Annotated in this window: 22 protein-coding genes; 3 read left to right on the forward strand and 19 right to left on the reverse strand. The window is 70.6% G+C overall.

Annotated elements, in window-relative coordinates; all coding sequences use genetic code 11:
* Window positions 1-5: 5 nt before the first annotated feature.
* The 6 genes from AC1D1T_RS02190 to AC1D1T_RS02215 all read right to left on the reverse strand — a co-directional run bounded on the left by AC1D1T_RS02190 (window position 6) and on the right by AC1D1T_RS02215 (window position 7,866).
* The gene (locus AC1D1T_RS02190) at window positions 6-2,297 is read right to left on the reverse strand and encodes a putative bifunctional diguanylate cyclase/phosphodiesterase (protein ID WP_477824622.1); all 2,292 of its coding nucleotides are present in this window, start codon (window positions 2,295-2,297) and stop codon (window positions 6-8) included.
* A complete protein-coding gene (locus tag AC1D1T_RS02195; RefSeq protein ID WP_477824623.1) occupies window positions 2,294-3,973 on the reverse strand; it encodes a GMC family oxidoreductase in 1,680 nt (559 codons plus the stop codon). The genes AC1D1T_RS02190 and AC1D1T_RS02195 overlap by 4 nt, the downstream gene beginning before the upstream one ends.
* A gap of 10 nt (window positions 3,974-3,983) precedes the next feature.
* On the reverse strand, window positions 3,984-4,943 hold the full coding sequence (locus AC1D1T_RS02200; RefSeq protein ID WP_477824624.1) for a quinone oxidoreductase family protein: 960 nt from the start codon (window positions 4,941-4,943) through the stop codon (window positions 3,984-3,986).
* 32 nt (window positions 4,944-4,975) lie between these two features.
* Complete coding sequence (gene creD / locus AC1D1T_RS02205) at window positions 4,976-6,358, reverse strand: cell envelope integrity protein CreD (protein WP_477824625.1); 1,383 nt, start codon at window positions 6,356-6,358, stop codon at window positions 4,976-4,978.
* A 75-nt stretch (window positions 6,359-6,433) separates the two neighbouring features.
* Window positions 6,434-7,072, reverse strand: coding sequence for a MarC family protein (locus tag AC1D1T_RS02210; RefSeq protein ID WP_047503815.1), 639 nt, complete (start codon window positions 7,070-7,072; stop codon window positions 6,434-6,436).
* A 14-nt stretch (window positions 7,073-7,086) separates the two neighbouring features.
* Entirely contained in the window at window positions 7,087-7,866 is a 780-nt protein-coding gene (locus tag AC1D1T_RS02215; protein ID WP_465110112.1) for a helical backbone metal receptor, read from the reverse strand.
* A 175-nt stretch (window positions 7,867-8,041) separates the two neighbouring features.
* Here AC1D1T_RS02215 and rbp point away from each other — a divergent pair, with 175 nt between their 5' ends.
* Entirely contained in the window at window positions 8,042-8,542 is a 501-nt protein-coding gene (gene rbp, locus AC1D1T_RS02220; protein ID WP_047503813.1) for an RNA-binding regulator, read from the forward strand.
* A gap of 88 nt (window positions 8,543-8,630) precedes the next feature.
* Here the strand turns inward: rbp and AC1D1T_RS02225 are convergent, their stop codons facing one another.
* The 6 genes from AC1D1T_RS02225 to AC1D1T_RS02250 form a co-directional block, all read right to left on the reverse strand.
* Window positions 8,631-10,922 carry a carbohydrate binding family 9 domain-containing protein gene (locus AC1D1T_RS02225; RefSeq protein ID WP_477824627.1) on the reverse strand — a complete coding sequence of 764 codons (2,292 nt, stop codon included), beginning with the start codon at window positions 10,920-10,922 and terminating at the stop codon, window positions 8,631-8,633.
* Between the two features lie 86 nt (window positions 10,923-11,008).
* Window positions 11,009-11,872, reverse strand: coding sequence for a DUF4349 domain-containing protein (locus AC1D1T_RS02230; RefSeq protein WP_477824628.1), 864 nt, complete (start codon window positions 11,870-11,872; stop codon window positions 11,009-11,011).
* 94 nt (window positions 11,873-11,966) lie between these two features.
* Window positions 11,967-12,746, reverse strand: coding sequence for an SDR family oxidoreductase (locus AC1D1T_RS02235; RefSeq protein ID WP_047503811.1), 780 nt, complete (start codon window positions 12,744-12,746; stop codon window positions 11,967-11,969).
* On the reverse strand, window positions 12,743-13,429 hold the full coding sequence (lptC, locus tag AC1D1T_RS02240) for an LPS export ABC transporter periplasmic protein LptC (RefSeq protein WP_082004273.1): 687 nt from the start codon (window positions 13,427-13,429) through the stop codon (window positions 12,743-12,745). Before lptC ends, AC1D1T_RS02235 begins: the two co-directional genes overlap by 4 nt.
* Window positions 13,416-13,994, reverse strand: coding sequence for a KdsC family phosphatase (locus AC1D1T_RS02245; protein WP_047503808.1), 579 nt, complete (start codon window positions 13,992-13,994; stop codon window positions 13,416-13,418). The genes lptC and AC1D1T_RS02245 overlap by 14 nt, the downstream gene beginning before the upstream one ends.
* Entirely contained in the window at window positions 13,994-14,989 is a 996-nt protein-coding gene (locus tag AC1D1T_RS02250; protein WP_477825724.1) for a KpsF/GutQ family sugar-phosphate isomerase, read from the reverse strand. Before AC1D1T_RS02250 ends, AC1D1T_RS02245 begins: the two co-directional genes overlap by 1 nt.
* Before the next feature lie 70 nt (window positions 14,990-15,059).
* Here AC1D1T_RS02250 and AC1D1T_RS02255 point away from each other — a divergent pair, with 70 nt between their 5' ends.
* Window positions 15,060-17,057, forward strand: a complete 1,998-nt coding sequence (locus tag AC1D1T_RS02255) for a monovalent cation:proton antiporter-2 (CPA2) family protein (protein WP_465110109.1) — start codon at window positions 15,060-15,062, stop codon at window positions 17,055-17,057.
* A gap of 6 nt (window positions 17,058-17,063) precedes the next feature.
* Here AC1D1T_RS02255 and AC1D1T_RS02260 read toward each other — a convergent pair whose 3' ends face one another.
* Complete coding sequence (locus AC1D1T_RS02260; RefSeq protein WP_477825721.1) at window positions 17,064-18,515, reverse strand: alpha/beta hydrolase family protein; 1,452 nt, start codon at window positions 18,513-18,515, stop codon at window positions 17,064-17,066.
* A gap of 135 nt (window positions 18,516-18,650) precedes the next feature.
* Here AC1D1T_RS02260 and AC1D1T_RS02265 point away from each other — a divergent pair, with 135 nt between their 5' ends.
* A complete protein-coding gene (locus AC1D1T_RS02265) occupies window positions 18,651-19,211 on the forward strand; it encodes an adenine phosphoribosyltransferase (RefSeq protein WP_047503799.1) in 561 nt (186 codons plus the stop codon).
* A 27-nt stretch (window positions 19,212-19,238) separates the two neighbouring features.
* Here AC1D1T_RS02265 and AC1D1T_RS02270 read toward each other — a convergent pair whose 3' ends face one another.
* The 6 genes from AC1D1T_RS02270 to rpmH form a co-directional block, all read right to left on the reverse strand.
* Entirely contained in the window at window positions 19,239-19,706 is a 468-nt protein-coding gene (locus AC1D1T_RS02270) for a cyclic nucleotide-binding domain-containing protein (protein WP_047503796.1), read from the reverse strand.
* A gap of 160 nt (window positions 19,707-19,866) precedes the next feature.
* Complete coding sequence (gene mnmE, locus AC1D1T_RS02275; RefSeq protein ID WP_047503794.1) at window positions 19,867-21,279, reverse strand: tRNA uridine-5-carboxymethylaminomethyl(34) synthesis GTPase MnmE; 1,413 nt, start codon at window positions 21,277-21,279, stop codon at window positions 19,867-19,869.
* Between the two features lie 283 nt (window positions 21,280-21,562).
* Complete coding sequence (gene yidC, locus AC1D1T_RS02280; RefSeq protein ID WP_047503791.1) at window positions 21,563-23,344, reverse strand: membrane protein insertase YidC; 1,782 nt, start codon at window positions 23,342-23,344, stop codon at window positions 21,563-21,565.
* Window positions 23,341-23,700 (reverse strand): membrane protein insertion efficiency factor YidD, encoded by a 360-nt coding sequence (gene yidD / locus AC1D1T_RS02285; protein ID WP_477838331.1) that lies wholly within the window; start codon window positions 23,698-23,700, stop codon window positions 23,341-23,343. The genes yidC and yidD overlap by 4 nt, the downstream gene beginning before the upstream one ends.
* A 2-nt stretch (window positions 23,701-23,702) precedes the next feature.
* Entirely contained in the window at window positions 23,703-24,152 is a 450-nt protein-coding gene (locus tag AC1D1T_RS02290) for a ribonuclease P protein component (RefSeq protein ID WP_465110104.1), read from the reverse strand.
* 121 nt (window positions 24,153-24,273) lie between these two features.
* Window positions 24,274-24,408, reverse strand: coding sequence for a 50S ribosomal protein L34 (gene rpmH, locus AC1D1T_RS02295; protein WP_047486751.1), 135 nt, complete (start codon window positions 24,406-24,408; stop codon window positions 24,274-24,276).
* Window positions 24,409-24,665 lie beyond the last annotated feature (257 nt).

The raw sequence follows: 24,665 nt of genomic DNA on the forward strand, positions 1-24,665 counted from the left end.
GGGCCTCAGGGGGGCGTGAGAGAGGGTCCCGGATTGGCATCCGGGCTGCGCATCTCGCCCAGCCAGCGCGCGGCGTCTTCCGGCGACAGCGGCCGCGCATACAGGTAGCCCTGCAGCACGTCGCAGCCGGCGGCCGTCGCCGCCCGCGCGTGCTCGCGCGTCTCGACCCCTTCGGCCACCACGTCCAGGCGCAGTGCCGAGGCCAGGTCGCAGATCGCCTTGACCACCGCGGTCGCGTCCGGCGCCGGCATCGGGTCGATCAGGCTGCGGTCGATCTTCACGGTGCGCAGCGGCAGGCTGCGCAGCATGTTCAGCGACGAGAAGCCGGTGCCGAAGTCGTCCAGCGCGACCTCGATGCCGTGCGCCCGCATCTGCCGGATCTGCTCGCGCGCCTGCTCCATGTAGGTCACCGCCGCGCTCTCGGTGATCTCCAGCGTCAGCAGCCCCGGCGGCACGTCGAAGTGCCGCAGCGTGCGCAGCACCAGCTCCGGGAAGCCCGGGTCGAGCAGCTGCAGCGGCGACACATTCACCGCCACCGGCACCGTCTTGCCGAACGCGCCGCGCCACTCCGAGATCTGCTGGCAGGCCTGCGTCAGGATCAGGTTGCCGAGCGGCCCGATCAGCCCGGTGCGCTCGGCCGCCGGGATGAACTCCATCGGGCTGATGCGCCCGAGCCCCGGCCGGTCCCAGCGCACCAGCGCCTCGAAGCCGACCAGCGTCTTGTTCTGCGCATCCACCTTCGGCTGGTAGACCAGGCAGAACTCGTCGTTCTTCATGCCCGCCCGCAGCGCCTGCTCGGCATCGAGCGACGCGCCCGAGCCGCGCTCGAAGCGCTCTTCGGCGAACTGCACCGAAGTGCCCGGCGTGCGCTTGGCCTCGTGCATCGCCGCATTGGCCGCGCGCAGCAGCGCCTCGGGCTCGCGCGCGGTGGCCGGGTAGGTCGCCATGCCCATCGACACGTCGAGAAAGAACTCGTGCTGCGGCAACGCGAGCGGCTGCATCAGCATCTGGCGCACCGCCTGCGCGACGCTGTGCGCGGTGCGGTCGCTCTCGCTGCCCGGCGCGAGCAGCGCGAACTCGTCCTCGCCCAGGCGCATCACCTCGGCGCGCCCCGCCAGCGCCTTCTGCAACGCGGCCGCCAGCGAGCGCAGCACCGCATCGCCGATCGACGGGCCATGCGCCTCGTTGAAGAGCTTGAAGCGGTCGACGTCCATCAGCACCAGTGCGAACGGCGTCGGCAGCTCCGCGCCGCACAGGTCGCGCAGCCGCTGCAGCAGCGCGACGCGGTTCGGCAGGCCGGTCAGCTCGTCGTGCGTCGCCTGGTACAGCATGGCCTGTGCCGCGTCGTGCTGCGCGGTCTCGTCGGTCACCACCACCTGCTCGGCCGGGCGGCCGTCCCAGTCGATGCGCCAGGCGCTGAAGCGCAGCTGGATCGGCGTGCCGTCGAAGCGGTAGCGCATGCCCTGCCAGCTGGCCTGCCGCAACTCGCCGGCGATGATCTTGCGGTGGCGGTCGCGCGCCTGCTCGCGCTCCTCGGGCGGCATCGTCGCCTCGCGCCACAGCGTCAGCACCTCGGTCAGCGCGCTCAGGCCGTAGATCTTCAGCAGCGCCGGGTTGGCGTACAGCAGGTCTTCGCCGCGCACCACCGCGACGCCCTGGTGCGAATGCTCGGTGAGCTGCAGGAAGCGGTCGCGCAGCCGGCGCGATTCTTCATTCGAGCGACGCACCGCGGCGTGCAGCAGCGCGAGGCCGAGCGTCAGCCGCAGCATCGCCGCCACCGTCGCCTGCAGCGTGATGCCGGCCGGGCCGAAGAACACGAAGGTGAACTGGTTGATGCCCAGCAGCATCAGCAGCAGCCCGGCCAGGCGCTCCGAGCCGCCATGCCGCCACAGCCAGATGGTGGCCACCAGGCCGGCGGCGACGTGCAGGCTCGCGCTCACCGCCTGCGCCGCCTGCACGTTCAGCGGCACCAGCAGCGCCGCCACCAGCAGCAGCACCGCGCCGAGCGCGAAGGCCTCGGCGCGGCTCGGCATGCGGCCGGCCAGGCGGGCGCTGCCGACCAGCAGCAGCGACAGGTACAGCGCCGACACGCCGACGATCACGACCGTGCCGAGCGCCGCGACGACACCGTCGTTCTGCGCCTGCATCAGGTAGGCGGCGGGAATCATCGCCTGGCTCGCGAACGCCCAGCCGAGGTCGCGCGAGAACAGCTGCGCCCGGTCGCTGCGCCAGGCGAGCAGCAGCGCCCAGCCGACGATCAGGTTGACGCAGGCGTTGATGGCGAGGGCGAGCGTCACGTGCGGGCCGCTTCCTCGCGGATCCACTGGGCGGCGCGCTCGGCGATCATCAGCGTCGGCGAGTTGGTGTTGCCGCTGGTGATGGTGGGCATCACGCTCGCATCGACCACGCGCAGCTTCTTGACTCCGTGCACCCGCAGCTGCGCATCGACCACCGCGTCGGCATCGCTGGCAGGGCCCATCTTCGCGGTGCCCACCGGGTGGAAGATCGTCGTGCCGATGTCGCCGGCCAGCCGCGCGAGTTCATCGTCGGACTGGAACTGCACGCCCGGCTTGATCTCCTTCGGGCGGTAGGGCGCCAGCGCCGCCTGCTCGACGATGCGGCGCGTGACGCGCAGCGAATCGGCCGCGACGCGCCGGTCTTCGTCGGTGCTCAGGTAGTTGGCGCGGATGCTCGGCGCGACGGCGGCATCGCCGCTTCGGATGTCGATGCGCCCGCGGCTGGTCGGGTTCAGGTTGCACACGCTCGCGGTGAAGGCGTTGAAGCGATGCAGCGGCTGGCCGAAGGCATCGAGCGACAGCGGCTGCACGTGATATTGCAGATTGGCGAATGGCTGCGCGGCATCGCTGCGCGTGAAGGCCCCGAGCTGCGACGGCGCCATGCTCATCGGCCCGCTGCGGCGGAACACGTACTCGGCCCCGATCATCGCCTTGCCCCACAGCGAATTGGCCATCGTGTTCAGCGTGCGCACGCCATCGACCTGGTAGACGGCCCGCACCTGCAGGTGGTCCTGCAGGTTGCCGCCGACGCCGGGCGCGTCGCGCATCACCATCACGCCGTGCTGCTGCAGCAGCGCGCGCGGGCCGATGCCCGACAGCTGCAGCAGCTGCGGCGTGCCGACCGCGCCGGCGCACAGGATGACCTCGCGCGCCGCGCGGGCGCGCACGCGCTCGCCACCGCCCTGCGGGATCACCTCGACGCCGTTGGCTTGCGGTTGGCCATCCCACGAACCGTCGCTCGGCCCGGGCTCGACCAGCACGCGCGCGATCTGCGCGCCGGTCCACACCTGCAGGTTGGGCCGGCGCAGCACCGGCCGCAGGAAGGCCTTGGCCGCATTCCAGCGGATGCCGCTGCGCTGGTTGACGTCGAAGTAGCCGACGCCTTCGTTGTCGCCGCGGTTGAAGTCGTTGCTGTGCGGGATGCCGGCCTGCTGCGCCGCCTGCGCGAACGCGTCGAGGATCTCCCAGCGCAGGCGCTGCTTCTCGACCCGCCATTCGCCGCCCGCGCGCTGGCCGGTCCGGTCGAAGCCGGGCGCGGCATGGAATTCATCGGCGCCCTTGTGGAAGTCTTCGTGCTGCTTGAAGAAGGGCAGGCACTCCTGCCAGCTCCAGCCGGGGTTGCCGAGCGCGCCCCAGTGGTCATAGTCGCGCGCCTGGCCGCGCATGTAGATCATGCCGTTGATGCTGGAGCAGCCACCCAGCACCTTGCCGCGCGGGTAGCGCAGCGAGCGGCCGTTCAGGCCGGGGTCTTCGTCGGTGTGGAACAGCCAGTCGGTGCGCGGGTTGCCGATGCAATAGAGGTAGCCGACCGGGATGTGGATCCACAGGTAGTCGTCGTTGCCGCCGGCCTCGATCAGCAGCACGCTCTTGGTCGGGTCGGCACTCAGCCGGTTGGCCAGCAGGCAGCCGGCCGTGCCGGCGCCGCAGACGATGTAGTCGTAGGTGATCTCGCGCATCGGGGGGGGCTCAGGGAATCAGCAGGACCTTGCCGGTCGACGCACGGCTCTCCAGGCGGGCATGCGCCTGCGCACCGTCGGCCAGCGCGAAGCGCGAGTCGACCGGCACGCGCAGCCGGCCGCTGCGCACCCAGCCGAACAGCTCGCCGGCCCGGCTGCGGCGCTCGTCGGCGCTGGTCAGCACGTTCCACAGGTCGCCGCCGGTGAGGGATTTCGAGGTGTCCATCAGCAGGCGCGGGTCGACCGGCGCCGGGTCGCCGCCGGCCATGCCGTAGAAGACGACGTGGCCGCCGGTGCGCACCGCGGCCAGGCTCTGCGCGAGCGTGGACCCGACCGAGTCGTAGACCACGTCGACGCCGCCCGGCGCGAAGGCCTGCGCCGCGGCCACCCAGTCCTGCGAATACAGCTCCACCGCATCGGCGCCGGCCTCGCGCGCCTGCGCGGCCTTGGCCTCGCTCGACGTGAGCCCGATCACGCGGGCGCCGAGCGCCTTGCACAGCTGCACCAGCAGCCCGCCGACGCCGCCGGCCGCGGCATGCACCAGCACGCGCTCGCCGGCCTTCAGCGCGTGGCTGTCGCGCACCAGGTACTGCGCAGTGAGGCCTTGCAGCAGCACGGCCGCCGCGGTGTCGAAGCCGATGTCGTCGGGCAGCGGGATCAGCTTCGCGAGGTCGACCGCCACCAGCTCGGCGTTGGCGAACGGCATGTCGGCGAAGCCGACGCGGTCGCCGGGCGCGAAGCCGCTGCCGGCCGGCGCCGCGACGATCTCGCCGGCGCCTTCATAGCCGGCGATGTACGGCGGCGAGCCGGCCAGGTGGTAGGTGCCCTTGCGCCGGTAGACGTCGGCGAAGTTCAGCCCGATCGCGCGGGTGCGCACCAGGGCCTGGGCGGGCCCCGGCGCCGGGTCGGGATGCGGGCGATAGCGCAACACATCCGGCGCACCGAAGCTGTCGAAGCTGAGCACATTCATGGTGCGGCATGGTACCCGCCGCCCGGACGGCCTCAGCGCGGCGCAGTGACGCCGTACCAGTCGAAGCGGCGCGTCGCGACCATCACCGCGGCAAGCACCACGAACAGCAGCACCGAGCCGATCACGAGGGCCGTCTGCTCCATCTGCAGCAGCGTGTACAGCGCGCCATAGAGCCCGGCGATGCCGGCCCCGAAGCCGAGCCCTTCGCGCCAGCCGCCCAGCACGTGGCGCCCGTAGAAGGCGAGCAGCGCGACGCAGGCCCCCGCCGCCACCGCGTACGACGCGGCGAACGGGAAGTGCTCCGACAGGCTCAGCAACAGCAGGAAGAACAGGCTGATCGCGCAACCCACCAGCAGGTACTGCACCGGGTGCACGCGGCGGCGCAGCAGCAGCTCGACCATCGCGACCGCGACGAAGGTGAGGCCGATGAAGAGCAGGCCGTACTTGATCGCCCGGTCGCTCAGCGAGTAGGGGTTGACCGGGTCGATGAAGGCGACGCTGAACGCCTCGGGTTGGCCGGACGGACGAGCCCCGCGCACCTCGTCGGGCGACCCGGCGACGGCGGCCGCCGTCAGCGGCACCGCCGTCGACACCGCGACCTCGCCCGACAGGTCGGTCGCCGCGCCGGTGGCGAGCGCGGACACATCCCAGGTGGCATCGAAGCCGTTCTTGCGCACCTCGCGCCGCGTCGGCAGGAAGCGGCCGCCGAACGACGGGTGCGGCCAGTTGCCCGCGAGCGTCATGTGGTTCTCGCGCCCCACCGGCACCAGGCCCAGCTCACTGGTGCCGGTCAGGTCGAGCGACAGCTTCACCGGCGCCGGCACGGCGGCGCGCAGCCAGCCGTCGGGCAGTCGCGCCTGGAAGCCTTGCGGGCGCTTCTCGTCGCCGGTGCCGGGCTGCACCACCAGCAGGTCGCTGCCGACGCGCACGTCGGCGCGCCGGATGCCGCGCGGGTCGGTCACCTCGACCTGCAGCACCGGCGGCTCGCACTGCAGCCGCCCATTCGCATGCCGCAGCGCCGGCCGCACCGGTGCCCAGGCGGCCTCCATCTCGGCGTGCAGCCCGTAGGTGTTGACCTTGAACAGGCCGCGCCAGCGCGGCTCCATCGTCGCGGTGGCGGTCACGTCGAGCCGGGCCGGCACGCTGGTGACGATGAACTCGCGCGTCTCGACGCCGCTGCGGGCAGCGGCGCCATGGCCGTACTGCACGTCCCACGACTCGGTGCAGCGCGTGCGCAGCAGCGGCCCGAGCAGCGCCTGCCGGCCGGCCTGGCTCTCCTCGACGTTCTGTTCGGCCTCGGCGAGGCGCCTCTGGCGTTCATCGACCAGGGCACCGATGCGGCCCAGGGCCAGGGACAACAGGACGGCGATCGCGCCGATGGCGGCCGCCTTGACGAACAGCGGGTGGGGCTTCATGCGGGCTCCAGGAGTTGAAGCGCCGCACTGTGGCCAGCACCGTTGAAGGCGCCATGAAGTCGCGGTGAAGTCGGCTCAGTGGATGCTGCTCGCGAGGATCGGGAACAGCTTCACCAGTCCGTCGGACATCACCTCGACCGCGAGCGCCGCGAGGATCAGCCCCATCAGCCGCGTCATCACGTTGATGCCGGTCTTGCCGAGCACCCGCGCAATGCGGCCGGACGCGCTGAAGGCCAGCCACACGGCGATGCCGATCACCACGCCGTAGCCGACCAGCACCGCGATCTCCCACCAATGCCGCGTCTTGTCGGCATAGATCACCATCGTCGAGATGGTGGCCGGGCCGGTCAGCAGCGGAATGGTCAGCGGCACCACCGCGATGCTGTCGCCGGCATCGACCTTGGTGTTGCCTTCGGTCACATCCTCCTGCCGCGTCTCGGCCGGCTGCGCGTTCAGCATCTGCAGCGCCGAGATCAGCAGCAGCGTGCCGCCGCCGACCTGGAACGACGCCAGCGAGATGCCGAAGAACTCGATGATCCTCAACCCGGCCACCGCGCTGACCGCGATCACGATGAAGGCGCTGAACGCGGCGACGCGGATCGTGCGCTGGCGCTGTTCGCGGGTGAAACCACCGGTAAAGTGGATGAAGAACGGGATCACGCCGATCGGGTTCACGATGGCGAGCAGGGCGATCAGCGGCTTGTAGATGTCCATGCGGCATTCTGACTTCAGCTGCGGCCCAGCTCGCGCAGGTAGCGCAGCCCCGGCACCGCGCGCGGCCCGTACCAGCTCAGCAACTCGCCGTCGACCCGCTGCACGCGCGCCTGCGGGCACAGCGCCTGCGCCAGCGCCAGGTGTCGGTCCTTGAACATGAACGGCTCCGAACTCAACAGCACGCGCTCCACCTGCGCGAGCCAGGGCTCGTCGCCGCGCACCACCGGGTAGCGCGCCGCGCCGTGCGGGCCGCCGTCGAGCGCCGGCTCGGTGTGCCAGCCGATGCGCGCCAGCATGCGTGACAGGTAGGTGTCGCGCGCGACCGTCATCCACGGGTCGTGCCAGATCAGATAGAGCACGCGGCACCGCAGGCCAGGCAACAGACTTTCTTCACCACGGGTTTCCCCTAGCTCGTGCTGCAAGGCCTCGCGCAGCACCCGTGCGCGGTCGTGCACGCCCGGCTCGTGGCCGAACACCGCGGCGAGCTGGTCGACCAGCGCGAGGTTGTCCTCGGGACCACACGGGTGCGTCACGATGACCTGCGCACCCATCTCGTGCAGCGCCGGCACGATGTCGTGCCGGTTCTCATCCACGTTGACGAGGACGTGGGTGGGCGCAAGGCGCCGCAGCCGGTCGAGGTTCACCGCCTTGGTGCCGCCGACCTTGGGCACATCCCGCACGACGGCCGCCGGATGGATGCAGAAGCCGGTGCGCGCGACCAGGCGCGGACCGAGGCCGAGCGCGACGACGAGCTCGGTCAGGCTGGGCACAAGACTGGCTATGCGTGTGTTCACGACAACACTTTTCGTTTCCCTCGGCTTGCAAGGGGTTTCCACAATTTGCACCGCTTCGCGCAATTACTCGATAATCAAAATTCTGTGTCTGGAAGCAGCGCCTTCACTTGAATGGTTCAGGATGGGTACACGCTCCACATGGTTCTCGTGACTTCAGGAAAGAAAGGCGCTCTCCATGGGCAATAAACTCTACGTCGGCAACCTCGCCTACAGCGTTCGCGACGACGATCTCCAACAAGCATTCGCACAATTCGGTACTGTCTCGTCCGCCAAGGTCATGATGGACCGCGACACCGGCCGCTCCAAGGGCTTCGGCTTCGTGGAGATGGGCTCGGATGCCGAAGCGCAATCGGCCATCAACGGCATGAACGGCCAGGCCCTCGACGGCCGTGCGCTGGTCGTCAATGAAGCCCGTCCGCGCGAAGAGCGTCCGGGCGGCTTCGGCGGCGGCGGTGGCGGCCGCTCCGGCGGTGGTGGCTTCGGCGGCGGCGGTGGTGGCGGCTACGGCGGTGGTGGTGGCGGCGGTGGCCGCTCCGGCGGTGGCGGCGGCTACGGCGGTGGTGGCGGCAGCCGCTCCGGTGGTGGCGGCGGCTACGGCGGTGGCGGCGGTGGCCGTTCCGGCGGTGGCGGCAGCTACGGTGGTGGTGGTGGCGGCGGCAGCCGCGGCGGCTACTGATCAGCCCCAGCGATCCGGTTAGAACAAGAAGCGGTGAGTGCGAAAGCGCTCACCGCTTTTTTCATGGCCCGTCGCGTCAGAGCCCCAATCAGAGCTCCAACGCGAAGGCCGCCTTCACGAACACCTCGGTGTCCTTCGGCGCGCTCACGCCCGGGCGCTGGCGGCTCATGCCGACGCTGAAGACCCGGCCCAGCCCGATGCGGTGCTGGGCCACCAGCGACCCCACGGTGTCCCGCTCGCGCGCCGCCGCCAGCCCGGCGGCATCGTCGGCGACGCGGTCGATGCGATGGCGCTGCCAGACCGCCCGCACCGAATCGCGTGCATCGAGGTGCAGCACGGCCAGCCACTGCAGCGCGGTGTCGGTCAGCGCGCGGCGGCCGTCGGGCCCGCGCACGAAGCCCTGCTCGGCGCGCTGTTCCGATTCGACGCCCCAGCCGTTGGGCAGGCTGCCGCGCAGCTTGGCCTCGAGCAGCCAGACCGCGCCGCGGCCGACCCGATCGGCCTCGACATCGATGCGCTGCCCCCATTCCAGTTCGGCCGTGAAACGGGTGAACCACGGCGCCGGGTTCACGCCGTAGGTCAGCGCCAGCGCGTTCGTGCGGTGCGCCTGACCGCCTGCCGACACCGGTTTCACGCGCTCGGTGTGGGCACGCCACTCGACCGATGCCTCGGTGTTGTACGCCGCCGACCACCACAGCCCGGGGTGCAGGCGCCGTGACACCAGCTCGCCGTCGGCGATGCCCTCGCGCGGGTCGGCGAGCGCGGTGCGCTGCTGCGCCCACAGGTAGGCCTCGAATTCGTAGAGGTTGATGCCGGGCAGCGCGACCTCGCCGAAGCGCCGGATCGCCTCGGCCTGCAGCGAGCGCACGCCGGCCTGCTCGACGAAGCCGTTGTCGTTGCGAAAGCGCGGGCTGATCTCGGCGGCCTCGGCGTTGAGGTTCCAGCCCGGCACGCGCCGCGCCCACGCAGCCCACAGGTAGCGGCCGTCCTCCGGCGCGCCGGCCGACGGCGCGCCATCGGCGTCGAACAGCGCGGTGGTCTGCGAACCGAGCGCCCGCAGGCGCAGCTGCTCCTCGGCGGTGCGGCGCCACAGCAGGTCGGCACCGGCGACGCGGTTCTCGCGCGCGGCCTCGTAGCGGCGCACCGAGACCAGCCCGCCGGCACTCAGCGCCTCGCCGTGCACCCGAGCGCGCAGCAGCGTGGCCTGCGAGCGCTGGTCCTGCAGCGCGACGCCGGTGCCGTAGGCGCCCGGCCGCAGCACCAGCCCGCCGCCGTCGTCGCTCAGGCTGAGGCCGGTCGCGTCAGCCTCGGCACCGCGCCAGGTGGCGCGCAGCCCCCAGCGCGGATCGGTCACCGAGCGCGAGTAGAACGAGGCGAGCGGCAGGTCCAGCACATCGGTGCTTTCGAGGAAGAACGGCCGCTTTTCCTCGACGCTCAACGCGAAGCGGGTGTTGCCGGCCAGCTGCGGAACGTCCAGCTCGACCTGCGAGAAATCGGGGTTCAGCGTCGCATCGAACACCCAGTCGGCGCGCGGGCGCCACTTGATCTCGGCACCGACGGAGGTGCGGTCGGCCGGCTCGCTGCCGCGCGTCGAGCGCATCGTCAGCTCGGGGCGCACCGTCAGGAACGAGCGCTCGCGCACCCGCTCCGTCACGTCCTCGAGCCCGTCGACCGGCTGCAGCTCGGCGATGAAGTTCAGCGCGTCCTTGGTCAGCGGCGCGCTGAGCAGCAGCATGCTGGCCTCGCGCGGCACGCTGCGGCCGACCATCATCCGCCACGGCGCGCCGCCCTCGTACGGGTAGCGCAGGCCGAGCAGCGGCATGCGGATCTCGACGCTGTAGCCGTCGACTTCGCGGTGCACCGCGGCATCCACCTCGAAATCGGGTGCGAAATCCTCGGTGTCGGTCTCGGCGATGTACATGCCGTCGGCCACCACGCCGGCCGCGTTGACGCGCACGAACTGCGCCGAGCGGCGCGTGCCGGCCGCATCGAGCATCACCGAGACGAAATCCTGGTCGCGGCGCACCTGGTCGCGGCGCAGCAACGGGGCACGGATCAGCTCGGGCTGCGGGTCGTAGGCCCGGATGCCGAACGTGATCGCGTGCTCGTCGACCAGCACCTGCACCGTGGTGCGCAGCGGCGCCGGCAGCCGGTCGACCGGCAGGTACTGCACGAAGGCATCGTGCACCGGGGCATGGCGCCAGCCGGCGTCGTCGAGGCGGCCGTCGATGACCAGCGGCGGGTCGTCGGCGAGCAGCCTGGACGCGCGCGGGTGCGGCAGCTGCGCGGCGGCCTCCTGGGCCGGCGCTTCGGCCGTGAAGGCCTGCAGCGCAAAGGCACAGGCCGCAGGCGCCCACCAGCGCCAGCGCGAGAGGTTCATCGGGAGGACCGGAACGAAGGGAGGCGCGCAGTATAGGTTTGCAACAGGGAGTGCAACTGCGGCGCGTCCTCCGCAACTGTCCGCGCTCAGCGGGCGCGCCGGCGGCGGCGCCACGCGGCCCGCACGCCCCAGCCCGCCAGCACCAGCGCGATCCCCCACGGCAGCAGGCCGACCACTGCAGTGATCAGCACCCCGATGCTCGACGCGATGACATGCCCCGCGCCGCGCAGCGCATCGGTGACCGGCCGCCACATGCCGGTCTCGATGACCGAGGGCTGGGCCCCGAAGCTGATCGACACGTGCACCCGTTCGGTCTCGTTGGCCAGCACCTTGCGCTGCGACGCCAGGCTGTCGAGTTCGCTCTGCACCTGGACCAGCTCGCGCTCGACCTCGATCAGGTCCTTCAGCTTCGCGCCGGGCGTCGCCATCAGCACGCGCAGGTGGTCGCGGAACGCGGTCTGGTTCTTCAGCCGCGCCTCGGTGTCGAGCACGGTGTCGGTCTTGTCTTCGGCGGTGCGCGCGTTCAGGCCGGTGCGGCCCAGGCCGCTGATCCGCGCGAGGAAGGCCTCGAGCTGCTGCGGCGGCACGCGCGCCTCGAGCGTCGCTGTGGCGGGACGGCGCTCGTCGTTGCGCTCGAGCGCGGCGTTCAGCACCTCGCAGCCGGCGGCGGTGCAGGCGTCGGTGGCATCGCGCCAGGCGGCTTCGACGCCGTCGGCCGCGGTGAAGATCTGCAGCGTGTGGCGCACGGCCACGTAGCGGCGCACCTCGCTGGCCGTGTCGGCGCCGGCCTTCGCGGATTGCGCCAGCTCGGCAGCGGCCGCGCGCTTGGCCTTCCCGAACGCGGCGGGCGCCGGGGCCGGCGCCGCCCCCTCGAGGGTGCCGCTGTCGGCCTCCATCGATCCGCCGCGGCCGCAGGCAGTGAGGGCTCCCAACAGGAGGGACAGGGTCAACACGGGCAGAACGGAAGAACGGCGCATCGGGCGTCTCACGTGAAAGTTCAGGTGAAGGCTGATACGCACGACCCCGCCGAACGGGGTGAAACCGTCACTCGCCCTGGCGTTTCTTGCGCGGCCGCCCGGCCAGCGCCAGGTCGTACAGCCAGTTCGGCAGCGCACGCAGCAGCTTCGCGACGACGCCCATCTGCCACGGGATCACCCGGTAGGTGACGCCGGCCTCGATCGCGCGGAAGGCCCGGTCGGCGAACACCTCGGGCTGCATCAGGAACGGCATGCCGTAGCGGTTCTCGCGCGTCAGCGGCGTGTCGATGTAGCCCGGGCCCAGCGTGACGACCTTGACGCCGTCGGGCCGCAGTTCGCCGCGCAGGCTCTCGCAGTAGGCGATCACCGCCGCCTTGCTCGAGCAGTACGCGCCGTGACCGGGCAGCCCGCGGATGCCGGCCACGCTCGCGATGCCGACCAGCGCACCGCTGCGCCGCGCCCGCATCGCGGTGATGAACGGCTGGAAGGTGGCCGCCATCCCGAGGTTGTTGGTCTCGTAGGTCGCCCGCATCACCGCCAGGTCGTCGAACACCGCGGTGTCGATGCCGACGCTGATGCCGGCGTTCGCGATCACCACATCGGGCAGGCCCTGCGCCGCGATGCAGGCCCGCCCGGCCGCGGTGATTGCGTCGATGTCTCGCACGTCGGCGGCGTACACCGCGAAGCGCGACGCGTCGAGGCGTTGCGCATCGGCCCACTTGCGGACCTCGTCGGTGCGCCGCGCCACCAGCGCCAGCCGGTAGCCGGCCTGGTGGAAGCGCCAGGCGAGCGCCTGGCCGATGCCGCTGGAGGCGCCGGTGATGAAGACGAGGCGATCGCCGCTCATTTGGATTCCCGGGGGCTGAAGACGGCCCGCATGCGTCCGCCGAACTTGATCACCCGGTCGAGGTGGCTGTATTCCATGCTGTCGGCGCGCAGCTCGGTGCCGCCCTGGGTCATGGTGACCGGCAGGTGCGACTTGATGCGCTCGGTGTCGATGAAGGCCTGCAGGAACTCGCTGCGGAAGCTGATCGGCGGGCCGCCGTCGACACCGTCGCGGATGATCTCGGCCTGGCCGACCAGCTGCACCTCGGTGGCGTCGCCGTTCGCGATGGCCTGGCGCGCGGTGGCGTGCAGCACGCGGCCGTCGGTGCCGACGGCGCGCAGCCGCACGTTGTCGATCTCGACGGTGTCGGTGTCGGGGTAGTGGCGCAGCACGTCGCCCTCGATCTGCGCGCGCAGCTGGCCTTGCGGCGTGAAGCGCTGCAGCGCGAAGTGGCGCATCTCGTAGTCGGGCACGTGACGCAGCGGCGCGGCGATGCGCGGGTCGTCGGACAGCGGCGTGTTCTTGACGAGCCACCAGGTGCCCATCGCGAGCACGCCCATCAGCACCAGCGGCAGGTAGGACGACAGCAGCTCGACCAGCCGCCAGCGCAGCGGCTGCGGCGTGCGCCGGCCGCCCGGGCGTGCCACGGCCGGCGCCAGCGCGCCGGGGCGGCTGGCCTGGGCGGCAGCGTCAGCTTCCGCCATCGAGCGTGGTGAGGTGGCCGCGCAGCAGCGCGGCATAGCGGCCGGTGGCCGACAGCAGCAGGTCGCAGAACTCGCGCGCGGCGCCATGGCCGCCCGCCGCCGTGGTGACGTGGTGCGCGATCGCCCGCACCTCGACATGGCCGTTGACCGGCGCGCAGGCCAGTGCGGCGCGCGCGAGCAGCGGCAGGTCGGGCCAGTCGTCGCCGATCGCCGCCACCGCATCCCAGCCGATGCCGAGCGTCGTCAGCAGGTGCTGCGCGGCGGCCAGCTTGTCGTGCACGCCGTAGACGGCATGCGCGATGCCCAGGTCGTTGACGCGCCGGCGCACCGCCGGCGAATCGCGGCCGGTGATCACGATCGGCGCGATGCCGCCCTGGGCCAGCAGCTTCAGCCCGTGGCCGTCGAGCGTGTTGAAGGCCTTGAACTCCTCGCCGCGCTCGCTGATGTAGATGCGGCCGTCGGTCAGCACGCCGTCGACGTCGAAGATCGCGGCGCGGATGTCCTGCGCGCGCAGCAGCAGCTCAGGCGGGAAGCCGAGCACCGGGGTGATGTCGTCCAGGGCCATCAGATCACCTTCGCGCGCATCAGGTCGTTGGTATTGATGACGCCGACCAGCCGGTCGTCGGCGTCGACGACGAGCAGCACGGTGATGCGGTGCAGCTCCATCAGGTCGGCCGCGTCGACCGCAAGGGCATCGCTGCGCACGCGCCGCGGGCTCGGGCTCATCACGTCGGCCGCGGTCAGCGCGCGCAGGTCGCGGCCCTGCTCGACGAGGCGGCGCAGGTCGCCGTCGGTGAAGATGCCGAGGATCTCGCCGCGCTCGCCGAGCACCGCGGTGGCGCCCAGGCCCTTGCGCGTCATCTCGCGCATCGTGTCGACGAAGGGCGTGGCCGGCGGCACCTGCGGCACGTCGTCGCCGCTGCGCATCACGTCGCGCACGTGGGTCAGCAGCTTGCGGCCCAGGCTGCCGCCCGGGTGCGAGCGGGCGAAGTCTTCCTCGCGGAAGCCGCGCGCATCGAGCAGCGCGACCGCCAGCGCGTCGCCGACCGCCATCTGCGCGATGGTGCTGGCGGTGGGCGCGAGGTTCAGCGTGCAGGCCTCCTGGTCGACGGCGCTGCTGATGGTGATGTCGGCATGGCTCGCCAGGCTGGAGTCGGGCCGGCCGGTCATCGCGACCAGCGTGACGCCCAGGCGCTTGAGCGCCGGCAGGATCGCGGCGAGCTCGTCGCTCTCGCCCGAATTGGAGATCGCGAGCACCACGTCGCCGGGCGTCACCATGCCCAGGTCGCCGTGGCTCGCCTCGGCCGGGTGCACGAAGAGGGCGGGCGTGCCGGTGGAGGCCAGCGTGGCCGCGACCTTGCGGCCCACGTGCCCGCTCTTGCCCATGCCCATCACGACCACCCGGCCTTTGCACTGCAGCATCGCGCGCACCGCCTGCACGAAGCTGTCGCCCTGGCGCGCGTGCAAGGCCAGCAGCGCGCGGGCCTCGATGTCGAAGGTCTCGCGCGCCAGCTGCAGCACGCGTTCGGCATCAAAAGAATCGGCGGGAGGGGCGGTCAGGGGCACGGAGAGAAGCTTCGGTCCGATAGGATCAGGCGATTGTAGGCACGCACGTTGCGACAGCGACTTCATGGCATCCACACTCGAACTCGTCCTGCTGTATCTCATCGCCGCGGTGCTGGGCGTGGTGGCGTGCCGGTCGCTGAAGTTGCCGCCGATGCTCGGCTATTTGACGGTCGGCGTGCTGATCGGCCCGAATGCCCTCGGCCTGGCCAAGGATTCGGCCGGCATGACCTACCTGGCCGAGTTCGGCGTGGTGTTCCTGATGTTCGTGATCGGGCTCGAGTTCAACCTGCCGAAGCTCAACAGCATGCGCCGGCTGGTGTTCGGCCTCGGCCTCAGCCAGGTCGCGATGACGGTGCTGGCGGCGCTGGCGGGCAACGTGCTGCTCGGCTGGGGGCTGGCGCAGGTCGGGCGCAGCTGGGGCTTGTCGTGGCAGAGCGCGTTCGCGCTGGGCGGGGCGCTGGCGATGAGCAGCACCGCGATCGTCGTCAAGCTGATGGCCGAGCGGCTCGAGCTGGAGAGCGAGCACGGCCGCCGCGTGATGGGCGTGCTGCTGTTCCAGGATCTGGCCGTGGTGCCGTTCCTGGTGCTGATCCCGGCGCTCGGCTCATCGCCCGATGCGCTGGCACCGGCGCTGGCCTGGGCCGGCCTGAAGGCGGTGCTGGTGCTCGCCGTGCTGCTGGTCGGCGGGCAGCGCGTGATGCGCTGGTGGCTCACGCTGGTGGCGCGGCGCAAGAGCGAGGAGCTGTTCATCCTGAACCTGCTGCTGGTCACGCTCGGCCTGGCCTGGCTGACCGAGCATGCGGGGCTGTCGCTCGCGCTCGGCGCCTTCGTGGCCGGCATGCTGATCGCCGAGACCGAGTACAAGCACCAGGTGGAGACCGACATCCGGCCGTTCCACGACGTGCTGCTCGGGCTCTTCTTCATCACGATCGGCATGAAGCTCGACGTCGAGATCGTGCTGCGGCAATGGCCGCTGGTGCTGGCGATGACGGTGCTGCCGGTGCTGTTCAAGTTCGCGCTGGTGACGCTGCTGGCGCGGCTGGCGGGCGCGGCGCCGGGTGTCGCGCTGCGCACCGGCCTGTACCTGGCGCAAGCCGGCGAGTTCGGCTTCGTGCTGCTGACGCTGGCGACGCAGGAGCACCTGATCCCGGCCCCGCTGCAGAGCCCGGTGCTCGCGAGCATGGTGCTGAGCATGCTGGCCACGCCGTTCATCATCATGTACAGCAACCGCATCGTGATGCGCCTGAGTTCGAGCGACTGGCTGATGCAGTCGGTCGCGATGACGAGCATCGCCAAGCGCGCGATCAACACCGAGGCGCACGTGATCATCGCCGGCTACGGCCGCAGCGGGCAGAGCCTGGCGCGCATCCTCGACGGCGAGCGCATCCCGTACATGGCGCTCGACCTCGACCCCGACCGCGTGCGCCAGGCCGCCGCGGCCGGGCAGAGCGTGGTGTTCGGTGACGCCGCGCGGCTGCAGAGCCTGATGGCGGCCGGGCTGGCACGCGCCAGCGCGGTGGTGGTGAGCTACCACGACACGCCGTCGGCGATGAAGATCCTGCACCTGGTGCAGGCGCACGCGCCGACGGTGCCGGTGATCGTGCGCACGCTCGACGACAGCGACATCGAGCGGCTGCAGGCGGCTGGAGCGACCGAGGTGGTGCCCGAGGCGATCGAGGGCTCGCTGATGCTCGCGAGCCATGCGCTGGCGCTGGTGGGCGTGCCGATGCGGCGCGTGATCCGCGTCGTGCAGGACCAGCGCGATGCGCGCTACGGGCTGCTGCGCGGCTACTTCCACGGCGCCGACGACGACACCGTCGACGAGCGGCAGCAGGCACGGCTGCTCAGCGTCAGCATGCCGTCGGCCGGCAGCTGGATCGGCCAGCCGCTGTCGGCGCTGGCGCTGCATGCGGTGGGCGTCACCGTGGTGTCGGTGCGCCGCGCGTCGGGCGCGGTGACGAAGCCGCACGACGCGCTGCTGCTGGCCGGCGGCGACACGCTGGTGCTGTCGGGGCTGCCGGAGCCGCTCGCCCTGGCCGAGAGCAAGCTGCTCGGCCGCTGAGCTGTTTCACGGCGCCGGGCAGGCCGGCATCAGCGCGCGGGTCGCGATCGTCGTCGGGTTGTCGTCCGCACCGCCGGCGTTGACGGTCCAGGTGCAGCCATAGCCCGGGTCGGCCACCGTCGCCGCGGTGGTCACGTCATCGCCGGCCGGCTTCACGCCGGTCTCGGCCCACGCCACCATCGCCGAGAACGCGCCGACCTGTTCGGCCACCGTGAAGTCGCAGTGGCTCGGTGCGCGCACCGCCCGCTGTACCAGCCAGCCGCCGTTGCCCTTCGCCTCGACACGCTCGCGGTAGACCTGCTCCATGCGGAACGGCACGTACAGGTCGCCCAGCGTGTGCAGGCTGACGACCGGGATCTTGAACTCGCCGTTCACCTTCGGGATCCAGCGCAGGCCATCCGTGCGCAGCCGGTTGGCATCGGGTACCGCCGTCGCCTTCACGATCGACGCGTTGAACGAGGCCAGCACCGCATCGCTCGCGGTGAACCGGTAGCTGAAGCGGTTCGTGTCGACCACGCTCCTGTTCAGGATGCCGTTGATGCTGCCGTCGCCGCCGAAGGTGCCCCACACGACGTTCTGCAGCCCGTTGTTCGCGAAGCCCTGGTCGAAGATCGGCCGCGGCCCGCCGGTCAGGTTCATCACCACCTCCTTCAGCTTCGCGCCCTGCGCGGTGGGCGTCGTGAACGAGGTCTGGCTCGCGAACAACGTGGTCCGCACGTCGGCGACCAGCGTGGCCCAGTCGGTGGTCGGGAAAGATGTCGCCGGCACGCCGGCCAGTTGCTGCGCCGCGAGCTGGTAGCCGGCGAAGTAGTCGAACAGCTCGGTGTCGCCGACCACGCCGCACATCGGCACCGCGCCGTCGTACTTCTGCTTGTGGACCGCGGTCGCGGCCGCCTCGTCCTCGATCGCGGCCGCGGTGATGTGGCCGCCCATCGAATGGCCGATCAGGTAGGTGCGGGTCGGCGCCGCCAGCGTGCGGCCGTTGGCCGCTGCGATCTGCACGAAGGCCTGCGCGAGCGCGTTGGTGTCCTCGACGCCGGCGCGCACGTCGTAGAAGTTCTTGCCGTAGCTCGATGCAGCCCACGCGAAACCCTGCTCCAGCAGGTAGCGGCGGATCGACGGGTTCGTCACCACGAGCGCGTTGCCGGTGCCGACGTAGCCGTGCGCATACATCACGAGCTTGCCGTTCCAGCCGGTCTTCGGCACCTCGACGCGGTAGCCGGCACCGCCTTGCACGCCGGTCCAGCGGTCGGTCTCGACGGCCAGGCCCGCGAGCGCGTCGAACGCGAGCGCCGCGGGATCGGCGGTGAACGCGGTGCGGCCATCCTGTGCACGCGTCTCCTCGGGGACCGGCGCGGGCGCCGGGGCAGGGCCGTCGTCTCCACCGCCGCAGGCGGAGAACAGCAAGGTGGAGGCGGCGGCGAAAGCCGTCATCCTCAGCAAGTGACGCTGATGCATGGGGTGTCTCCTGGTGTGGGCGCCGAGTGGCAGATCGAGACTAGTCGGCACGCACGATGGCGTCGCCCGGGATTTCCCGTCGCGGGCTGTCGCGTGCGGGACAATGGCGCCCCGCTCACCGACGGTGAATCCCCCATGACCGCAGCCAGCCCCCTCGAATCAGCGCGCGACACCATCAAGCGCAGCATCCGCACCGTGCCCGACTGGCCGGAGCCGGGCGTGCAATTCCGCGACATCACGCCGCTGCTGGCCGATCCGCGCACCTTCCGCATCCTGATCGACGAGTTCGTGCACCGCTATTTCGACGTGCGGCCGACCGCGATCGCCGGGCTCGACGCGCGCGGCTTCATCATCGGCTCGGTGCTGGCCTACGAGCTCAACGTCGGCTTCATCCCGATCCGCAAGAAGGGCAAGCTGCCGTTCACGACGGTGCAGGAGACCTATGAGCTGGAATACGGCTCGGCCACCGTCGAGATGCACACCGATGCGGTGAAGCCCGGCGACCGCATCGTGCTGGTCGACGACCTGATCGCCACCGGCGGCACGATGATGGCCGGCATGCGGTTGCTGCAGCGGCTCGGCGCGGTGGTGATCGAAGGCGCGGCCATCGTCGACCTGCCGGAGCTGCAGGGCTCGCAGCGCCTGCGCGAGGCCGGGCTGCCGCTGTTCACGCTGGTCGATTTCGGCGGGCATTGACGCCCGCCCGGGACCGGAGGATCCGACTCAGGTGATCGGGGTCTGGCGCGTGATGTTGGCGCGCATGCGCAGCGCCATCACCGAGCCGGCAGCCCGCACCAGCTCGAGCGCGAGGGCCGGCGTGCGCTGGGCCAGCTCTTCCAGGCGCGGGCCGCGCAGCGCCCACACGATGCACGGCGTCATCGCCTCGACGTTGGCCATGCGCGGGCCGTCGAGGAACAGCGCCGGTTCGCCGATCACCGAGCCGGCGCGCAGGATCGCGATGCGGTTGCTGCCGGGCGGGCCGCCGGTCACGAAGACCTGCAGCGAGCCCTGGCCGAGGAAATACATGCTCCGGTCGGAATCGCCCTGCTTGATCAGCAGGTCGCCGGCGCGGATGTCGTGGCGCGTGAGGTAGGGCCCGATGACCCGCCACTGGTCGAGCGTCAAACGCGCGCGAAAGGCGTCTTCCGCATTCAACGTCTGAATCGCTTGTACCAGCTGCTGCAGTTCCATCGTGTCCTCTGTGTGGTGTGACGCGTACTTGCGGGACAAGTGCGTGAAAGTGACGCGATTATCAGCGTGTGTGACGGGCACCACAACAGCGCATGGCAAAAGTTGTGCCCGTCGGTCACCGTCACGGTCCCGTCTGTCGGGGCCCGTGTGACAAAAAGTGCTACTTGCCGATGCAGAAGCGGCTGAAGATCTCGCCCAGCAAGTCATCTGACGTGAACTCGCCGGTGATCTGCGACAACGCCGTCTGCGCAAGGCGCAGTTCTTCGGCCAGCAGGTCGAGCGCCGGGTCGGGCGAGGTCGCGAGTTCGAGTGCCAACGCGAGATGCTCCGCGGTGTGCCGCAGCGCGTCGACATGGCGGGCGCGCGCGATGAACAACCCGTCGGGCGAGGCATGCCAGCCGGCCAGTTGCAGCAGCAGGCGGCGCAGTGCGTCCAGGCCTTCGCCGGTGCGGGCCGACAGCGCAAGGTGGTGGCCTGCACCGGTCGGCAGATCCTGCGCCTTCGCCAGGTCGCTCTTGCTGTAGACGTGCACGATGCGTTCGCCGTCGCGTTGCGGCGGCGGCAGCCGCGCCGCGATCTGCGCCTCGGCCGCGTCGTAGCCCGGCTCGCCGCGCCGCGTCAGGTCGTGCAGGAACAGTACCGCATCGGCCCGCTCGATCGCCTCCCAGCTGCGCGCGATGCCGATGCGCTCGACCTCGTCGCCGGCCTCGCGCAGCCCGGCGGTGTCGATCACGTGCACCGGCACGCCGTCGATCTGGATGGTCTCGCTGACCTTGTCGCGCGTGGTGCCGGGGATCGGCGTCACGATCGCCAGCTCGGCACCGGCCAGCGCATTCAGCAGCGAACTCTTGCCGACGTTCGGTTGCCCGGCCAGCACGATCTGCATGCCCTCGCGCAGCAGCGCCCCCTGGCGCGCGCGGCCGAGGACGCCCGCGACATCGGCCGCGATGCTGCGCAGGCGGCCGAGCGCGTCGGCCTTCTGCAGGAAGTCGATCTCTTCCTCCGGGAAATCGAGCGTCGCCTCGACCAGCATGCGCAGCGAGACCAGCCGATCGCGCAGCGCATGCACTTCGTCGGAGAACGCGCCGCTCAGCGAACGGCTGGCCGAGCGCGCCGCCGCCTCGGTGCTGGCTTCGATCAGGTCGCTGACGGCTTCGGCCTGCGCGAGGTCGAGCTTGTCGTTCAGGTAGGCGCGCTCGGTGAACTCGCCCGGCTCGGCCAGGCGCAGCCCCATCCCCGTCCCTGTCCCTGTCCCGACCGCGCGACCGGCTTCCAGGCAGCGCGCGAGCAGCAACTGCAGCACGACCGGGCCGCCGTGCGCCTGCAGTTCGAGCACGTCTTCGCCGGTGTACGAATGCGGGGCCGGGAAGTACAGCGCCAGCCCGCGGTCGATCACCTGGCCCTGTGCATCGGTGAAGGGCAGGTAGGTGGCGTGCCGCGGCGCCAGTGCGCGACCGAACAGCGCGTCGACCAGCGGCTTCAGGTCGCGGCCCGAGGCACGCACGATGCCGACGGCGCCGCGGCCGGGCGCGGTGGTGATGGCGATGACGGGGTCGTGGTGGCGCGGCAGCATGGCGGTGATTGTCCTGGAAGGCCGTCCAGAAACGACAAACCCGGGCACGCACACGGCGTGGCCCGGGTTGAAGATGGCGCGGGGGGAAGCGCCGGTGCAGCATGCTGCGATCCGAATCATCCTCCCGAGCCGCTGCCGAGATCACGGCAGCGGGTCTGCCCCGCATTGAACTGGTGGAAGGGCGGCGAGCTGCCGTCGTTCCATGGCTGGATCGTCGCGCCGACCGCCTCTTGCAACAAGCCCCCGCTTGGGGGGCCGCAAGCGCGGGGGCAACCTGAGGTTGCTATTTGCCCAGCACGCCCAGCTGCTTGTTGATCAGCCACTGCTGCGCGATCGACAGGATGTTGTTCGTCAGCCAGTACAGCACCAGGCCGGCCGGGAAGAAGAAGAACATCACCGAGAACACCAGCGGCATGATCCACATCATCTTGGCCTGCACCGGATCCGGCGGCGTCGGGTTCAGCCAGGTCTGCAGCAGGCTCGACAGCGTCATCAGCAGCGGCAGGATGAAGTACGGGTCCTTGGCCGACAGGTCGGTGATCCAGCCGATCCACGGCGCGTTGCGCATTTCCACCGTCGACAGCAACACCCAGTACAGCGCGATGAAGAACGGCATCTGCGCAATGATGGGCAGGCAGCCGCCGATCGGGTTGACCTTCTCCTCGCGGTAGATGCGCATCATCTCCTGCTGCATCTGCTGAGGCTTGTCCTTCAGGCGCTCGCGCAGCTCCATCACCTTCGGGTTGATGGCCTTCATCTTGGCCATCGAGCGGTAGGCGCTGGCGTTGAGCCAGTAGAACGCGATCTTCAGCAGCACGACCAGCGAGATGATGGACCAGCCCCAGTTGCCGATCAGCTTGTGCAGCTGGGTCAGCACCCAGAACAGCGGCTCGGACAGCACCTTGAAGTAGCCGTAGTCCTTCACCAGCTCGAGGCCGGGGGCGAGTTCGGCGAGCTTGTGCTCTTCCTGCGGGCCGACGAACAGCTGCGCGTCGAAGGTCTTCGTGGCGTTCGGCGCGATGTCGCCCAGCGGCACCGTCATGCCCACCTGGTAGACGTGCGCCGGGCCGCCGGTGACGTCGTTCGTCACGTCGGCCTTGCCGGTGAAGTACTCGCGCGGCTGCTTCGCGTCGGGCTTGTCGATCAGCCAGGCCGAGGTGAAGTAGTGCTGCACCATCGCGACCCAGCCGGTCTCGGCCGTCGTCACGTGATCGGGCACGTCCTTCGGCCCGCGCTTCTCGATGCTCTTGAAATCGACCTTCGTGAAGTGCTTGGTCTCGTCGTAGATCGCCGGGCCGGTGAACGTGGAGTAGAAGCTCGATCCGCCGGTGCCGTCGTTGCCGTCGCGCACCAGCTGCAGGTACAGCCGCGCGTTGACGGGCGCACCCGACGCGTTGGTGACCTCGTTGTGCACGCCGATCACGTAGTCGCCGCGCTTGAAGGTGTAGGTCTTGACCAGCTTGACGCCGTTCACCACCGGCGATTCGAAGCGCACCTGCAGCTCGTTGCTGCCATCCTTCAGCTTGCGCTCGCCGGGCACCAGGCTCATCACCGTCAGGTGGTTCGGCAGGCCGCTGCCGCCCGCCGCGGGAATCAGGCCGCTTTGCGCCACATACAGGCGCTGCGCCGATTCATCGAGCACGACGACGTTCTTCTTCTCGAACTGCTCGTCATGGCGCGGCGCGAGGCCGACCAGCTCCTGCACCTTCTGCCACAGGTCCTTCTGCAGCTGCTCATGCTGCGTCAGCAGCTCGACGCGCACCAGCGTGCCGCCCTTGCTGTCGAGCGTGGCCTTCACCAGGTCGGTCTGGATCTCGACCCGCTCGGCCAGCACCGCCGACGCCGCCGGCGCAGCGGGCACGGCCGCCGTGGTCGACGCGACCGATCCCGGGGCCGCCGGCACGCCGGCCGGGGCGCTGCCGGGACCGGCTGCGGCGACCGGCGCCGTCACCGGCTGCGGCCCGAACAGCGACGGTTGCCCGTTGTGCCGGCTCCACGCGTCCCAGAGCAGGACGAGCGACATCGAGAACACCACCCACAGCAGGGTGCGGCGCATATCGGTCATGGAAGAGTCTCTTCGCGGGAAAGGGGGGAAGAAGGGGGACGGGAGGCCGCAGCTGCGCCGGAGTTGGGGCCGGAACGCTGCGCCTCAAGGCGGGTGAACAGGCCGGCCAGCCGCTCGGGCACCGGATCGTGGCCGCCATTGCACCACGGGTGGCAACGCGCCAGCCGATGCAGCGTCAGGTAGCTGCCACCGATCGCGCCGTGCCGCTCGAGTGCCTGCAGCGAATACACCGAGCAGGTCGGCTCGAAACGGCACGCGCTGCCGAGCCACGGGCTCAGGAAGAAGCGGTAGCCGCGCACCAGCGCCATCAACAGGCGTTGCGGCGCGGACTTCAACTGCACGACCAGCCGCGACATCGTCAGGCTCCGGTCCGGGCAGCGCGCGCCATCACCGCCAGCAGCTCGGTACCAGCCGCGGTGCGCAGCGCGTCGGATGCAGCGCTCGGGAACAGCTTGCGATCGAACGGGCTGCGCAGCCGGATCACCCACAAGCCGCTCGGCAAGCCGGCCTGCGCATGCACGACGCGACGGATCTGACGCTTCAGCAGGTTGCGCGTGACGGCCCGGCGGGCATGCCGCTTGGGCACCACCGCACCCAGCCAGCAGGCGCCTTCAGGCAAGTCATCCACAGCTTTGCCCTGTTGAGGTGCCTCGCCTGTTGACAACTTGTGGGCAGCTGCACGAACAGCGGCCACTTTGACAGCAGGCCGGGCGGCGAGGAAATGGACGGCGAAATGCGTGCTGCGGGCCCGGGTGGGCGCCGCGAGCACGCGCTCGAAATCAACCGATTGAACGATTCGCCCGATCACGGTGACGCCCTGGACGCCACGGCCGGCGTTGCTGCATCCAACGCCGCACCCGTTGCCGAAACGGGGGGTGCCGCCGTGGATGCGCTGACTGCGGCTGCTGTTGCGCTTACAGCGACAGGCCTCAGACGGCCAGGCGCTTGCGGCCCTTGGCGCGGCGCGCGTTGATGACGGCGCGGCCGCCGCGCGTCTTCATGCGCACGAGGAAACCATGGGTGCGGGCGCGGCGGGTCTTCGAAGCTTGGTAGGTGCGTTTCATGATGATCAGTCCTGCTGAAGGGGGTCCCAAGCCATGTGATCTTCAATGTGATCACCACACGACTCGACCCTGCATGCTGCTCACCTTGATCATCAAGGTCACAAGAGCCGGGCCTTCGGGAAACCCACTATTACACCAAAAACCCCCTGCCAAGTCAAAGACTTACACGGTGGCATGCGCCCGCGCGCCGGTTTCATCCGGCTGCACAAGACTGTGGATAACCTCGCCCGGCGGGCCCGTTGCACCGTAGAATCCGG

It is taken from the genome of Rhizobacter sp. P2_H3, assembly GCF_056403355.1.

Bases quoted from the DNA above. Each gene is read 5' to 3' on its own strand.
- AC1D1T_RS02195 (WP_477824623.1), bottom strand. From the start codon at position 3,973: ATGCGCGAGATCACCTACGACTACATCGTCTGCGGCGCCGGCACGGCC.
- AC1D1T_RS02200 (WP_477824624.1), bottom strand. From the start codon at position 4,943: ATGAATGTGCTCAGCTTCGACAGCTTCGGTGCGCCGGATGTGTTGCGC.
- creD (WP_477824625.1), bottom strand. From the start codon at position 6,358: ATGAAGCCCCACCCGCTGTTCGTCAAGGCGGCCGCCATCGGCGCGATC.
- AC1D1T_RS02210 (WP_047503815.1), bottom strand. From the start codon at position 7,072: ATGGACATCTACAAGCCGCTGATCGCCCTGCTCGCCATCGTGAACCCG.
- rbp (WP_047503813.1), top strand. From the start codon at position 8,042: ATGGGCAATAAACTCTACGTCGGCAACCTCGCCTACAGCGTTCGCGAC.
- AC1D1T_RS02225 (WP_477824627.1), bottom strand. From the start codon at position 10,922: ATGAACCTCTCGCGCTGGCGCTGGTGGGCGCCTGCGGCCTGTGCCTTT.
- AC1D1T_RS02235 (WP_047503811.1), bottom strand. From the start codon at position 12,746: ATGAGCGGCGATCGCCTCGTCTTCATCACCGGCGCCTCCAGCGGCATC.
- lptC (WP_082004273.1), bottom strand. From the start codon at position 13,429: ATGGCGGAAGCTGACGCTGCCGCCCAGGCCAGCCGCCCCGGCGCGCTG.
- AC1D1T_RS02245 (WP_047503808.1), bottom strand. From the start codon at position 13,994: ATGGCCCTGGACGACATCACCCCGGTGCTCGGCTTCCCGCCTGAGCTG.
- AC1D1T_RS02255 (WP_465110109.1), top strand. From the start codon at position 15,060: ATGGCATCCACACTCGAACTCGTCCTGCTGTATCTCATCGCCGCGGTG.
- AC1D1T_RS02260 (WP_477825721.1), bottom strand. From the start codon at position 18,515: ATGCATCAGCGTCACTTGCTGAGGATGACGGCTTTCGCCGCCGCCTCC.
- AC1D1T_RS02265 (WP_047503799.1), top strand. From the start codon at position 18,651: ATGACCGCAGCCAGCCCCCTCGAATCAGCGCGCGACACCATCAAGCGC.
- AC1D1T_RS02270 (WP_047503796.1), bottom strand. From the start codon at position 19,706: ATGGAACTGCAGCAGCTGGTACAAGCGATTCAGACGTTGAATGCGGAA.
- mnmE (WP_047503794.1), bottom strand. From the start codon at position 21,279: ATGCTGCCGCGCCACCACGACCCCGTCATCGCCATCACCACCGCGCCC.
- yidC (WP_047503791.1), bottom strand. From the start codon at position 23,344: ATGACCGATATGCGCCGCACCCTGCTGTGGGTGGTGTTCTCGATGTCG.
- yidD (WP_477838331.1), bottom strand. From the start codon at position 23,700: ATGTCGCGGCTGGTCGTGCAGTTGAAGTCCGCGCCGCAACGCCTGTTG.
- rpmH (WP_047486751.1), bottom strand. From the start codon at position 24,408: ATGAAACGCACCTACCAAGCTTCGAAGACCCGCCGCGCCCGCACCCAT.